The organism is Halalkalibacter kiskunsagensis (assembly GCF_037027555.1).
Classification (GTDB): Bacteria; Bacillota; Bacilli; order Bacillales; family Bacillaceae_D; genus Halalkalibacter; species Halalkalibacter kiskunsagensis.
Map to the genome: position 1 here is coordinate 1 of NZ_JAXBLX010000026.1, position 13,993 is coordinate 13,993.

The 13,993-nt window shown below is 36.9% G+C and carries 16 protein-coding genes; 6 read left to right on the top strand and 10 right to left on the bottom strand.

Features of this window, described 5'->3' with window-relative positions; translation table 11 throughout:
* Positions 1-170: 170 nt before the first annotated feature.
* Together purT and fumC are read right to left on the bottom strand one after the other, a co-directional pair.
* Positions 171-1,355, bottom strand: coding sequence for a formate-dependent phosphoribosylglycinamide formyltransferase (purT, locus tag SLH51_RS15300; RefSeq protein ID WP_335962227.1), 1,185 nt, complete (start codon positions 1,353-1,355; stop codon positions 171-173).
* Positions 1,356-2,175: 820 nt separating this feature from the next.
* Positions 2,176-3,558, bottom strand: a complete 1,383-nt coding sequence (fumC, locus tag SLH51_RS15305; protein ID WP_335962228.1) for a class II fumarate hydratase — start codon at positions 3,556-3,558, stop codon at positions 2,176-2,178.
* Positions 3,559-3,803: 245 nt separating this feature from the next.
* On the opposite strand from fumC, the gene SLH51_RS15310 reads away from it, so the two are divergent.
* From SLH51_RS15310 to SLH51_RS15320, 3 genes are all read left to right on the top strand, one after another.
* Positions 3,804-4,412 carry a lytic transglycosylase domain-containing protein gene (locus SLH51_RS15310; protein ID WP_335962229.1) on the top strand — a complete coding sequence of 203 codons (609 nt, stop codon included), beginning with the start codon at positions 3,804-3,806 and terminating at the stop codon, positions 4,410-4,412.
* 167 nt (positions 4,413-4,579) lie between these two features.
* Positions 4,580-4,720 carry a hypothetical protein gene (locus SLH51_RS15315; protein WP_335962230.1) on the top strand — a complete coding sequence of 47 codons (141 nt, stop codon included), beginning with the start codon at positions 4,580-4,582 and terminating at the stop codon, positions 4,718-4,720.
* Between the two features lie 208 nt (positions 4,721-4,928).
* A complete protein-coding gene (locus SLH51_RS15320; RefSeq protein WP_335962231.1) occupies positions 4,929-5,813 on the top strand; it encodes a DUF3231 family protein in 885 nt (294 codons plus the stop codon).
* 408 nt (positions 5,814-6,221) lie between these two features.
* On the opposite strand, the gene SLH51_RS15325 is transcribed toward SLH51_RS15320, so the two are convergent.
* Together SLH51_RS15325 and SLH51_RS15330 are read right to left on the bottom strand one after the other, a co-directional pair.
* A complete protein-coding gene (locus SLH51_RS15325; protein ID WP_335962232.1) occupies positions 6,222-6,866 on the bottom strand; it encodes a YczE/YyaS/YitT family protein in 645 nt (214 codons plus the stop codon).
* 208 nt (positions 6,867-7,074) lie between these two features.
* The gene (locus SLH51_RS15330; protein ID WP_335962233.1) at positions 7,075-9,072 is read right to left on the bottom strand and encodes a YjhG/YagF family D-xylonate dehydratase; all 1,998 of its coding nucleotides are present in this window, start codon (positions 9,070-9,072) and stop codon (positions 7,075-7,077) included.
* A gap of 288 nt (positions 9,073-9,360) precedes the next feature.
* On the opposite strand from SLH51_RS15330, the gene SLH51_RS15335 reads away from it, so the two are divergent.
* Entirely contained in the window at positions 9,361-9,921 is a 561-nt protein-coding gene (locus SLH51_RS15335; protein WP_335962234.1) for a DedA family protein, read from the top strand.
* A gap of 344 nt (positions 9,922-10,265) precedes the next feature.
* Here SLH51_RS15335 and SLH51_RS15340 read toward each other — a convergent pair whose 3' ends face one another.
* From SLH51_RS15340 to SLH51_RS15365, 6 genes are all read right to left on the bottom strand, one after another.
* Positions 10,266-10,769: a hypothetical protein gene (locus tag SLH51_RS15340; RefSeq protein WP_335962235.1), complete on the bottom strand. Its 504-nt coding sequence runs from the start codon at positions 10,767-10,769 to the stop codon at positions 10,266-10,268.
* An 89-nt stretch (positions 10,770-10,858) separates the two neighbouring features.
* On the bottom strand, positions 10,859-11,209 hold the full coding sequence (locus SLH51_RS15345) for a hypothetical protein (RefSeq protein ID WP_335962236.1): 351 nt from the start codon (positions 11,207-11,209) through the stop codon (positions 10,859-10,861).
* 146 nt (positions 11,210-11,355) lie between these two features.
* Positions 11,356-11,715, bottom strand: a complete 360-nt coding sequence (locus SLH51_RS15350; protein WP_335962237.1) for a hypothetical protein — start codon at positions 11,713-11,715, stop codon at positions 11,356-11,358.
* Between the two features lie 95 nt (positions 11,716-11,810).
* On the bottom strand, positions 11,811-12,125 hold the full coding sequence (locus SLH51_RS15355) for a hypothetical protein (RefSeq protein ID WP_335962238.1): 315 nt from the start codon (positions 12,123-12,125) through the stop codon (positions 11,811-11,813).
* A 381-nt stretch (positions 12,126-12,506) separates the two neighbouring features.
* Complete coding sequence (locus SLH51_RS15360; RefSeq protein WP_335962239.1) at positions 12,507-12,686, bottom strand: hypothetical protein; 180 nt, start codon at positions 12,684-12,686, stop codon at positions 12,507-12,509.
* A 99-nt stretch (positions 12,687-12,785) separates the two neighbouring features.
* Positions 12,786-13,277: a hypothetical protein gene (locus SLH51_RS15365; protein ID WP_335962240.1), complete on the bottom strand. Its 492-nt coding sequence runs from the start codon at positions 13,275-13,277 to the stop codon at positions 12,786-12,788.
* Positions 13,278-13,590: 313 nt separating this feature from the next.
* On the opposite strand from SLH51_RS15365, the gene SLH51_RS15370 reads away from it, so the two are divergent.
* Together SLH51_RS15370 and SLH51_RS15375 are read left to right on the top strand one after the other, a co-directional pair.
* Complete coding sequence (locus SLH51_RS15370; protein WP_335962241.1) at positions 13,591-13,752, top strand: hypothetical protein; 162 nt, start codon at positions 13,591-13,593, stop codon at positions 13,750-13,752.
* A gap of 28 nt (positions 13,753-13,780) precedes the next feature.
* Complete coding sequence (locus tag SLH51_RS15375) at positions 13,781-13,969, top strand: hypothetical protein (RefSeq protein WP_335962242.1); 189 nt, start codon at positions 13,781-13,783, stop codon at positions 13,967-13,969.
* Positions 13,970-13,993: the final 24 nt, after the last annotated feature.

Here is a 13,993-nt window from a genome sequence, read left to right on the forward strand (position 1 = left end):
AATCAACTTTAAAAAACGTCATAACCAAAATTGGGTTCTTCTATGGTTCGCTAAGTAAGCTTTATGAAATTGATTCAGTATAGATAATTTACTATTTTGATTAAAATATTGTCGTAAAGGCTACTGAAAAATCGACTTTTTCAGTAGCCTCTTATGGGAACCCTCATTACTTATTCATGGTGATAGACAATTTTGATTTTCGCTGCCGCTTCTCCAGCAAGCTCTAATGCCGATTCGGATGTACTTGCTGTACTAAGAGTAACCGCCATTCTGCGTCCTACCTTTGTTTCCGGCTTGCCGAAAACGCGAACTTGAGTGTTAGTAACTGCTAATGCCTCCTCTAAACCAGCTACTAGATAGTTCGCACTTTCTTCCCAAGCTTTTATAGCATGGCTTGCCCCCGGGCTATGAAGCTCGATCGTTGGAATCGGGAAACCAAGTATCGCTCGAACGTGTAAAGCAAATTCTGATAAATTCTGTGTTGCCAAAGTAACTAGTCCTGTATCATGTGGTCTAGGCGATACTTCACTAAAATACACCTTGTCTTTTGTTAAAAATAATTCAACACCAAACAATCCGTAACCACCAAGTTCATCTGTGATATTTTTCGCAATTTCTTGCGCCTGAGCAATTTTTTCTTCGCTCATTTGATGAGGTTGCCACGACTGTATGTAGTCCCCATCTTTTTGAACATGGCCGATCGGCGGGCAGTACGATGTCCCTGATACTGAACGGACAGTTAATAACGTAATTTCCGACTCGAATTGTACGAACTCTTCGACAATCACTCTTGTGCTCTTTCCACGTCCTCCTTCAAGGGCAATGTTCCACGATGACTCAATATCCATTTCAGACCGACATAAACTTTGACCTTTTCCTGAAGAACTCATAAGTGGTTTAATAACACAAGGGGTTCCTATTTTTCTAACCGCTTCTTGTAATTCTTCATAAGAGTTCGCAAATTCATAGCCCGCTGTCGGCAGTCCGAGCTTTTCACTTGCGAGTCTTCTAATTCCTTCCCGGTCCATCGTCAGTTTGGTTGCTAATGCGGTCGGAACAACAACATGCCCTTCTCCCTCTAATTCTAGAAGAACCTGCGTTTGTATAGCTTCTACTTCAGGTACGATCAAGTCAGGATTTTCCTGTTTAATAATAGAACGTAACTGCTCTCTATCTAACATATCAACGACATGTGAACGATGCGCTACTTGCATTGCCGGTGCGCCCGCGTAGCGGTCAACAGCTATTGTTTCGATTCCTAATCGTTGCGCCTCTATGATAACTTCCTTCCCTAATTCTCCTGATCCAAGTAACATCATTTTCTTAGCTCGTTTTGATAACGGTACCCCATACATAGTTAACGCCTCTTTCGTAATATATTAGCTTTCTCTATCATAATAACGCTCATCTAGCAAACTAAACAAGAGAAAATCGCTGATTAAACGAACGTTAAATAAAAAAAAATTCAAAACATTCGCCTTTCTCACAAACATAAAATAAAGAACCTATAACTCGAATTATGTCTGTAAAGGTAATACATTTGTCGAATATTTGTTCGTAGTTATCCACTTTATCCACAAAATGACTGTGTATAACTCTCTGAAAAAGAGTAATAGACAAAATCCCTGAAATGTTTGTTTTTGTATAGGCTATTTCATCAATTCACAAAAGAAAGGCATTTGCCTATTCGAATACAAACTAATACCCATAGGCTATAGTATCGTAGTTCCACAAAGAAAAGAGGGATCTTTTGATGAATAGAATTGACTGGTTCGGAGTATGTATAGGTTTATTCACCGGCAAAAATTTTAGACCTAGGCTCAGTAGTGAAAACGTTACATGTGCGGATTCCAATGATTTGGGTACTACAGTCAGTGGCTATAGTCATACAGCTGGCGGCTTAGGAGGAATTGGTCATCCCGGGATGGGGATCGATGGAAATGACTACCAAGGAATAGGTCCCAATCTTTTTTAAGAATGGCCGTAGTCCTTTCAATTGAATTAAAAGAATACTTTCTACAAGGAATAGGTTAAAACTTCAACTGGTGACTCAAGAAGGTCTGCCCCTGGTAAGTTAGCACTATATAAAAGTTGAGCATTTGCACAACATTAAATATAGTACGCAAGGGTTTTAGATTCTTTGGTTTTGAGTCACCCTCTTCATACTTACTTCCACTATTCTGTTGGGTAAACCATTTTTTCAGGTTGAACCATTTTGTTAAATTGGTCTTCTGTTAATAATCCAGTTTTTAACGCAGCTTCCTTTAATGTCAGGCCTTCTTTATGAGCAAGCTTGGCAATCGAAGCTGCGTTTTCATAGCCAATGTGTGGATTCAAGGCCGTTACAAGCATCAGTGATTGGTAAAGTTTTTGCTTAATCACGTTACGATCCGGTTCAATCCCAACTGCACAATGTTCATTAAAGGAGTTCATTGAGTCAGTAAGTAGACGGACCGACTGTAGAAAGTTGTAAACAATAACCGGTTTGAATACATTTAATTCAAAATTCCCCTGACTTGCCGCAAACCCAATTGTGACATCATTGCCCATCACTTGGCAAACAACCATCGTTAATGCTTCACTTTGAGTTGGATTTACCTTCCCGGGCATGATCGAGCTCCCTGGCTCATTAGCAGGTATTGTAATCTCTCCGATTCCAGAACGTGGCCCACTAGCAAGCCACCTTACATCATTAGCTATTTTCATTAAGTCTGCCGCCAACGCTTTTAAGGCTCCATGTGTGAAAACTAGCTCATCGTGACTTGTTAAAGCATGGAATTTGTTCTGGGCTGTTTTAAACGTTTTATTCGTAATAATACTAATTTCCTTAGCTACGAGTTCTCCGAATTTAGGATGAGCATTAATGCCCGTTCCTACAGCTGTACCACCAATCGCTAGCTCTCTAAGTGACTCTATGCTTTCTTTAATCATGATTTCACTTTTTTCCAACATGCGATACCAGCCACTAATTTCTTGACCTAACGTTAATGGTGTTGCATCTTGCAAGTGCGTTCTGCCAATTTTCACAACGTCATCAAACTGATCTGATTTTGTTTTGAACGTATTTTTTAGCTTAGCTAATGCTGGTAGGAGCTCATCTTCGACCTTTATTAAACTTGCCATATGCATTGCTGTTGGAAATGTATCGTTCGAACTTTGAGATTTGTTGACATCATCATTTGGATGAATATAGTCTTCAGTCTTCGCTAATAATTGATTGGCCCGATTGGCAATCACTTCATTCACATTCATATTGGATTGTGTACCACTTCCAGTTTGCCACACTTTTAATGGGAAATGTTCTTCAAGCTTTCCTTCGATTATCTCTTCCGCTGCTTTCACAATCGCCTTTGTTCTTTCTTCACTTAATTTTCCTAACCGTTGATTCACGATTGCCGCACTCTTTTTTAATATCGCAAAAGCTTGAACCACTTCTGTTGGCATGAATTCGTTTCCAATATTAAAGTTCTCACTACTTCTTTGCGTTTGCGCCCCCCATCTTTTCGATGCCAACACTTTTATTTCTCCTAGCGTATCTTTTTCGATTCGATAGTCCATATTAATCCTCCTACTGAGTAACATGCGTCTTCTATATCATCATCAATATTCCCGATTTTATGAAATTGAATCAATAATCCACCTGTTTTTCCATAGTAATGATCTTCACCTTAATTAATAAAACGGTTATTTTGCATGTTCAACAAGAAAATGTAAATAAGTCCGTCATAATGAAGGATATGCAAAACTTCACACGGGAAGTAGAATGAGAAAGAAAGTTTACAGAAGCATTCAAGGAGAGAAATATGAAAAAGTGGATTTTGCTAGTAATGATCGTTTTCACCACCATAGTATTGATCATTGAAACAAAGATGAATATAGATCGACAAAATGAACCTAATCACTTAACGTTTGCCGCTAACTCGATTCCTAATTGTTATATATCGCTCTATAAGCAAGCAGCAGAAAAATATGAAATCTCATGGAAGCTATTAGCTGCAGTCCATCGTGTTGAGACGATCTTCTCAACTATGGATCCAATGATTAGCCCCGTTGGAGCCGTCGGTCACTTTCAATTTATGCCAAGAACTTGGGTAGGTTGGAAGTATCCGGGAAGTGATTTAGGAGAAATTCAAGACGAGACAGACATTACTGATGTTGATATCATTGCTGAATTTGGCGGATATGGAATAGACGCATCAGGCACTGGCAAAGCCGATCCATTTAATATTACCGACGCGGTGCATGCAGCAGCAAAATACCTAGCAGATCACGGAGCATCTAATAATAATACTAACGCAGCATTATTTGCTTATAATCACAGTCAAATATATGTAGATGAAGTATTGTACTTTTATAACCTTTATAAAGAAAACTTTGAAGCGAAGGACATGTCAATTAACTGTTTTGAATAAAACTCCCTCCAAATAAATGGTTACTGTAAATACCCATTTATTTGGATTCATATACTAGAATCGTATAAAATATCAATATAACAGTTTACAATTATCCCCATTAGGAGGTATAGTATTGATAAAGATACACTATTTTCCATACTTTTTTTGTAAGCGAGGGTATAACAATGTCACAAACACAAGCTTTGGAACTACTTGTTACACGTTTTGAGAAAAAACTAAAACGTGTATTACGTCAAGAAGAAATTAATCTGCTAAAAGAAACTGTTGATAAATCATTTAAGAAATTTAAAGTAACGAAGACATAGGTGAGTCCTTGCCGTCGTCCCCCTCCCCTCTTCTTTCCTCTTCCAAGTACATAGCTTGAATCCACTAAACGTTTTTTAAAGTTTTATCCCCAATTCAAATTAACCACTTTTCCAAAAGTGCAATACCATTATTTGTTTTGTATTGCAGTCAAAATTTTTATTCATAATAATATCTATCTAATGATATGAAGTTATTATGGAGGTACATATGGATAATAAAACAAACATCCGCTTAACTGCCGCTGAACTATCAAGTCTTTGGTCACAGTATGTTAATGATACCGCATCTGTTTGTGTATTAGAGCATTCCCTAACAAAAGTGGAAGACGAAGAAGTAAGACCTGTTATAGAATACGCTTTAAATTGTTCGCTAAGACATATTGAAGAATTACATACACTTTTTACAAAAGACGATGTTCCTATTCCCGTTGGATTCTCTAAAAAAGATGTTAAGCTCGATGCCCCTAAATTACTTTCAGACACATTCACTCTTATGTACTTAAGACAAATGTCTATATTAGCCATGACCACAAGTAGTCTTGCTATTGGTGTCGTTACTCGTTCTGACGTCGTTTCTTTTCATCAATCTGTTCTACAAGAATCCGTGACACTACAAGATTTATCGAGAGAAGTCATGCTTAAACAAGGAACCTATATAAGACCGCCATTTATTTCGACACCAGACCATGTTGACTTCGTTCAAAAACATAGTTTCTTAGCTGGATTCATTGGTGAAAGAAGACCGTTAACAGCTATTGAAATTACTCATCTATTCATTAATGTCCAAACAAATGCAATTGGCAAAACACTAATGATGGCCTTTTCCCAATGTGCGAATAATGAAGAAATTACTCAATACTTTTTAAAAGGGAAAAAAATTTCTCAAAAACATATAGACTTGTTCAGTAGTGTCCTTAAAAAGGAAGATCTTCCTGCCCCAATGAGTTGGGATACTGCCGTTACCGATTCAACCTACTCCCCGTTCTCTGATAAATTAATGATGTTTCATACAACCGCAATGATTGCTGCTGGGATCGGAAACTATGGTACAGCAATGGCAGCAAGCCCAAGAAGAGATATCGCCTTTAAATAGGCTTCGTTAATTCCTGAAATCTCATTGTACGCTGAAGAAGGAGCAAATATTATGATTAACCACGGATGGCTAGAGGAACCGCCACAAACGGACAATCGGGAACGACTGGCAAAAGGTTAATTCATCGATACAGACCTATAGCAAGAATGGCATGTTTTTCTTAACATTCTTTATCATAAATTTGCACATTCTAAAAATATAGGAGGGATTATTATGGAGACGATTAAGAAAATACTTCTATTCCTTTTATCTAAAATTGGTTCTGCTAATTTAACAAGATGGACTTCTCAATTCCAGTTACATTTGGCTCAAAAGATTGCCTTTTCGCTTTGAAATAGGAAAAAGGTGACTCACCTTTTACAGCGGAGTCACCTTTTTCTTGTTTACCTTTCGTACTGTCTAGTCTCTTTACATCTCTTTAACTTGCTCAACTCGAATTTGTTGACGTTCTTGGTAAAAGGTTACTATTTTTTTGAACCAAAGATTTGAAAGTTGAACAACTCTCCCTAAAGAAGCAGCTATCACAACGGTCCCGAGTCCTACTGGCCCACCTAGTAAAAAACCAATAACAGCCCCGCTACTTTCAATTGACATCCTTGAAATATTTAAACTCCAACCAAATCGGTTGTGCAAAGCTATCATTAACCCGTCTAGTGGTGTCCTTGGCAATCTTGATTCTATGTAAATACCAATGCCAATCCCTACACATAGAATCCCTAAAAACAATGTCAACCAAGACATTCCCCACCAAAATGCTGCAAAATCGATATTTCGTAACACAACATAAATCCATAAATCTAAAAAGATGCTGCGAATAATGATCGCTACAACAGCTTCAAATTGAATCCTCTTTCTCTCAATTGCCCACGTCACAAAAACGACAAGGCCTTGTGCGATGATAGACCATAATCCAATCGTTAACCCTAAGTGCATATTTAACCCTACAGCAACCGTATCCCAAGGTCCTGCACCTACTCCTGAAGAAATAATTAATGCTATTCCAAAAGAGGTGATCATTAAACCAATTACATATATTGCTATTCTTTTCCCCACTCACTACACCTTCATTTCTTTCTCTACTAATGTAAATAGTATAGCAGAAGTAACAAAGGATCGTATCAACAATCGGGAATTCCCTATTTTTTCTAATTCGACAATCGTGACTGTCTCCTACTAGATAGCTAGTTTCTAGGCATTTCTTTTAACTTCAAAGAATTATATTAACTTTTCTATAATAAGAGACATTCTTCACTTGGCATTTCTACGTATTGGAAACACTTTTTTCTTTTTCATCTAATGCTTTTTTCCCTGCTTCCAATGTCTCTATTATTCGGTCTACATCGTAAACGCTGCCTTTCCATGTTCCTCCACTGACTGACTGCAAGGCAGCCCAAAGGCGTGTATCATCTGGCAAGTCTGGATCCGGTTTTAAATCAGGATGAGGAGTCCGATCGGCTAGTATTCTTGCTCCTTCCTCTGGATTGAATCTTGTCTGGCCTTCACCTACAAAGTTCATACTCCCTGTTAACGTTTTTCGATCAACAATGAGTTCAACGACATCATCATCACGTAGTTTGCCAATTGGCCCTCCAGCAAGAGCTTCAGGTCCGATATGTCCAAAACATGCCCCTGTCGATACACCAGAAAAACGGGCATCAGTAATTAAAGATATGTGCTTTCCATATGACAAATGCTTAAGCGCTGACGTGAGTTGATACGTTTCCTCCATACCAGTGCCTGAAGGGCCACGACCTATGACAGCCATAATATCTCCTTTTTCAATCATACCTGATTTAATGGCATAAATAGCGTCCTTCTCTGTTGTAAACACCTTGACGCTTCCAGTATGGCGAAACACGCCATCTTCACCAACTACAGATGGATCAATCGAGGTTGATTTAATGACTGACCCCTCTGGAGCAAGGTTTCCAGTTGGGAACGTAACAGTAGAAGTAAGTCCGCGGCTTTGCGCCTTTTTAGGACTCATAATAACATCATCTGGCGAAACACCATCTTCCTCCTGTAGTCTTTTTTGAACAGCTGCTCTTCGTTCAGATGTTTCCCACCAGTCTAATACATCACTTAGTTTTTCACCTGTCACCGTTAATACATTTTCTTTCAAGACACCAAGTTTACGAAGATGTAACATCGCTTCAGGAACTCCGCCAGCTAAAAAGGCACGAACCGTAGTATGATACTCAGGTCCATTAGGGAGAACGCTTACAATCCTAGGTACTTCTTTGTTAATCATGCTCCAATCATCCACAGTAGGAATTCTGCATTTTGCCGCATGCGCGATCGCCGGAATATGTAGGAGCAAATTGGTTGATCCACCAAATGCCGCATGAAGGACCATTGCATTATGGATGGCATCATCTGTAACAATATCTTTTGTTCGAATCTGATTCTTTTCCATATTCATGATAGCACGTGCAGATTGGCTTCCCATTTCCGCCCATATTTTTTGACCAGAAGGAGCAAGTGCCGTGTGAGGCAAGGACATTCCTAACGCTTCAGCTACAACCTGAGCTGTTGCTGCTGTTCCGAGAAACTGACAGCCACCTCCTGGAGTTGCACACGTTCGACAACCTAACTCAGCTGCTTCCTCGAGTGTAATCTCTTGGTTTGCATACCGCGCCCCAATTGTTTGGATTTTCCCTGCATCCTCTCCATTTTTAGGGGGTAACGTTACACCACCAGGTACGATAATAGTCGGCAAATCATGCATAGCTGCAAGTGCTATCGTAGTTGCTGGCAATCCTTTATCACATGTTGCAACCCCAATGACACCTTTTCTAGTTGGAAGAGAACGAATCAGTCGTCTATACACGATAGCAGCATCATTTCGATAAGGAAACGAATCAAACATTCCCGTCGTACCTTGCGATCTCCCGTCGCATGGATCACTTACAAAACCAGCAAACGGCACACCGCCTCTTTCTTTAATTTCCAAAGCTGCAGATTTCATGAGCAAACCAACTTCCCAGTGGCCTGTATGATACCCTAAAGCAATCGGTTCCCCATTTTCTCCTCTAATTCCACCTTGAGTACTTAAGATTAAAAATTGTTTTCCATTTAATTCCGATGGTTTCCAGCCCATCCCGACATTTTGCGACAGTCCAAACAGGTCACCACTCGGTGAATTTAACAACATTTCAGACGTTAGTGGCAATGATCCTGATGGTCCTTCGGCACTTGTTTGTATCGTATATAGGTCAGCATCCTTTTGTCCGTATATATAATCGAATGAATGATTCATAAAATCCCCTCCTAATTTGTTTTACATTATAAAACTAAGTTCTGTTATGTGAACATAATAGAGTAATCTATTATTTTTAGTTTCACTTGAACTTTATCAGAAAGTTCGAAATTACACAATACTTCTTTGACCTCCTAAAGATGAAAACGAACAGTCAATTACATTATCAAGGAATGAAGTCTATGTGATAAAGCATTTATAAAAAAAGGTTAGCATTCAAAGGAATAGGGAATAAAACTAGCAATAGTAGAGAGAGTTTACTGTAAAAAGTATATGAGGAGTAACCAAATGCTAGAATTTACCCTAGATATATTACGTGAAATAGGTTGGATTGGACTGATTTTAGGTGTTGCAGTAGAAGCGTTATCGGTCCCATTTCCTGCAGCTTTATTTGTCTTGGTTTATGGATATTTACTAAATCCTAGTTGGATTGAAATTCTATATTTTTCCGTTTTTACTTCGTTAGTATACGTAGCAGCTAGCTTTATCCCTTATTATGTAAGTATCCGTTATGAGAATTTTATTCGGAAAAGGTTACCACTGAAAAAGCTTCATTTTGCTCAAAGGTATATAGATCGGTATGGAGAGTGGATGATTGCTATAGGACGTTTTATAGGGATGGGTTATATCTCGTATATTGCTGGTTTAGGCAACATGAAAAGTTGGAAATTCGCTGGGCTAACTTTTATTGGATTTTATTCATTGTCGGTTCTAATGTTCTATTTAGGGACTTTGGGCAACCTAGAAGTATTAGTTGAAAAGGTTCAACAGATACAATGGCTAATCTTTTTAATCATTGCAGTATGTATTCTTGGATATATCGCTTTTCGATTTTATCGGAGAAAGTAACATAACTAATCCAACCATAACACCATCTCTTTTCGCAAAAGCTTCATCTTGATTTTCTTTGGAATACTTTTAAAAGAAATTTGCCTGTATTAATTTTCACATAAAAAAACTACGCAGTTTCTCGTTAAAACGAGAAATTGCGTAGTTATCTAAAGATGTATGAGAACTCATTTGATATTGATTCTCCACAATTACTCTAAGTTGTTACCTTACTAATAATTGGTGGAGCATAGCGGGATCGAACCGCTGACCTCCACGCTGCCAGAAAAGAGGTCATCTTTTTTGACATACCTTTGTATAAAAATGTTGTTGTACCAACGTATTCGCCAATTCTGTTAGTCTCATTATACTGAATTGACCTCATCACTACAAGAATTTTCGCTCGTATAAATGAATTTGTATTTTGTGGTTTTACAAGCATTTCCTGAGCGTAAAAAATAGCGTATATTGGTACGTTTAATATTCAATTGTCTACTTGCTTCAGAAATGGATTCAAAAAGAATTTGGGTATCATCTTTTATTGCTATAATTTCTTTGCTTAATTTTTTATTGGACAGCCTTCGATTTTCTTCTGGAGATAGAACAACACATTTTTCAAGTGAATACAACTTGCCACCGTTAACATCTTTGTCCAAATGCCATTTCCCTTTTTCGTATAATAAATGACCGTTTTTCAAGTGGTTGTCCACATCGTAAACAAAGTTTTTAAAATCGTGCCAACGTTCATCCACACGAACTCCTTTAGCACCGTAAAATTTGTACCGCTTATGTTTTTCTTTATAACATTTATCAATCATGTTTTTCCAACGTCTATACAATGGATGATCTTTTTTATTCAAATCCTTCACCTCACTACCATTGTATTGAATGTTTTCAATTAGTAAGGCATATAAAAAGAAAAACCGCAAGCAAACGTATTTACTGCGGTCTGGTGGTGTTACTCTTCGTTATACCATTCAGTTGCTTTTTTAACATGTGCAAACATTTCTGTATGGTGCTCCATTGCCAATTTAATTTCTACATAACGATTCCCATTTTCTTTAACATGCAAATCATTAGCGAACGTTATAAAGTCAACCATATATGTTTCATCGGAAGTGGTATATTCAATAACAATTAATTTGCTATCTGGTAATGGAGTGAATAAGGGTTTGTAATGTGTTACCTCATTTTGAGATGCTACTAACCAATCTGCAAAATCTTCCACAATTTCATGAATCTCATTTACTGTTTGCTTTGGTTGAAACTTCAGCGATAATGTTTTTGTTGTGTTTAATGTTGCTGTCATAATTAATTCCCCATTTCGATTTGTTTTGTTTTGTTGTTTCTTGTACGGCTATTATAGTGAGTTAAAACAAAGTGTAAACCGAAATAGAAAAATATTTATAAAAAAATAAAACCGCCAGTGTTTGATCACTGACGATTGGTGATGTGTTATACTCTCAAAGGCTCTAAATCTAAATCAATACGGATATAGTCCACCATTTTAAGAAAATCTTTATTTATTCCTTCCATCCATTCAATTAAGTCAGCAGGGTCGCTTGGCGTCCACGTTTTACAACTGTAATTTGCACCAATTTCTGGGTCGCCTGTTTTCATAATGTGTGGCGATAATAAATACCCTTTTTTGTCAAAGACCCCGATAACATACATCATGCCATTTGTTTCATTTGGATTGACAATCAAATCTCCAAAATAATGTTTTTCGTATTCATAACCCTTTTCTTTCAATGCTGATTCCATTTCATCCATCATTTTTCTTTCCCACTGCTTTTTCGGTTTAAATTTAATCATAATAATCATTCTCCCTTTTCGGTTAATTTGTTTGTTTTACACTGTACTATCATATTGAGAAAATTCTCAAAGTCAGGTCATAGTTGATTTTTTTCTCAATCGTTTGTCTCAAATTCAAATGAAACGAATGGAGCATTCCAAAACTGATAAACTGTGCTCACATGTTTCTTTTCTTTATATCCTCGTTTCACTAACAACTCGTTCATTTTCTTGAAACAATCCGCTTTGGAGCCTTTACCTTGGATCGCTCGAATGAAACTGTACTGTCCAATGAATTTTTTCATTATGTAAACTTCTTTTTGCTTCGGTTTATAATGAGACAATATTCCTTCTTCTCGTTCATTGAGATAAAAATTATCAACGAGTTCATTTAAATAAATTTCAGTATTTACTTTTTGTTTTTTTGTCATTTGTCCTCCTGTTTTGTTTGTGTGACGTTTTTGATTACTCGACTATTATATTGATACCTAAAACTTTGTAAAGTTTAATTTGAAATAAATATAAATTGTTTTTTCCTTCATTTATTGACGGTTTTTTCGAGGTGGTCACATTGTGACTACCTCAATTTTTTGGACCATATATAATGAAGGAACACGTCCCTCCTCAGCAACATCAAGCGTATCAATGAGTTTCCATGTGCGACAATTTGTCGCACGTGGCAACATTCATGTGGTGAATGTTAAATCCAAGGTTCACGCATAAACCTCCAATCCAAGGTCATTAGATATTGCCTCCAATCTAAGGTCATTTCAAATGACCTTCAATTCAAGCAGCCTACCCTTTCAAAATTGCTATTTAATGTATTCTCGCAACAATCGACCCAAAGTTGGTTCTACTTCTCCAATTTCACTGGCAATATACTCGATCTCAGATCTTACATAAGCATTTACAATACGAGTCTGTCTCAAATCATTACACTTTTCTAACTCTTTTCCTATTTTTTCCAAAGCTTCGATTAATCGTTTGTCCATTTCTTCGCTCCCTTCTTCCGCTGAGTCCATCATAAGACAAATATTACCAGCGAGGAAAGAAGTAAATGGTAAATAATTGCCAAATAAAAAAACCACTCATTAAGAGTGGTTATAATCTTGGTTATACATTCTTTCAAATTCTTCATTAAGTTGTTCTTCTGTTTTTTGTTCACTTTTGAACCATTCTCTGTCATAACTCCCAAAAGACATTAATTCATAATAAAAGTCATGCTTGCCTGTAATGAACGAAAAAAATAATTCGTTTGTTTCTTCATCATAAAGTTTAAAATAACTTCTTTCATCAATGAACTTAATTAAATCTGTATCAATTAACTCGTAATCTTTCAACAACTTCGAAGGATCAAAAGCAATTCTTTCGACAGGTCTTGCATAAATAAAATCTTCAAATTTATAAAACTCATCCAATATGGTTTCAATATTATCATTTACATAGTGAATAGTGGCGATTGACTTCTTTCTCTCATCGTCTGTTATAGGTTCACTTTTATCACTAAAATATGCCAATTCCCTTGCATATTGCTCTTGCCATTCTCGTTTCCATTTGGAAATGAACTCCGCTCTTGTTTTCATTGTCAATACCCTCCTGTTTTCATTACAAAACTATTGTATTTGAACAGAAACGCTTGACAGGACTGACATTGTAAAAATAATAGGGTAATTTTCCCTTGTGTATATATAAGTATAGTTACTTATATAGTAGTTACTTATATATAACTAATACTTAATACTAATATATACACTAGCGATTTTTACCCTATTATTTGCGCTGTCATTTTCGATTTTTACAATAAAATAAAAGTATGAAATGTCCTCAAATCACCTTACCCATCCGATGGGAATGTATATATGTTATGAGGACAAGTGAGGACAAAGGAGAATGAATATGAAAAAGAAAGAACCAAGAAATGTAAAGCATTCAACAAGAACTACCGACACCGAAAGTATTGCAATATTGAAATATGCAGATGACATTGGCGAAACTACATCAACAGCGTTAAGAAAACTCGCCATCGATAGATTGAAACAACTTGGAAAATTGCAATAAAAATAAACACTCACTTGGAGGAATAAAGATGATGAACTATGTCAGTAAAAAACGTATTTTTAATGAAAGAATGAAAGAATATTTAATTGAACAAGGGGCGATTTATCTTTACGAAAAAGAAGGAGAAGTTGAAGGAAAACCCGATCGAGTAACATATTTTTTCAAAAAAGATGAAAGGCTGTCTAAAGCGATGAACAATTACAAACGAGTAATTTGACTTTAGATTGAACGGTAACACTCT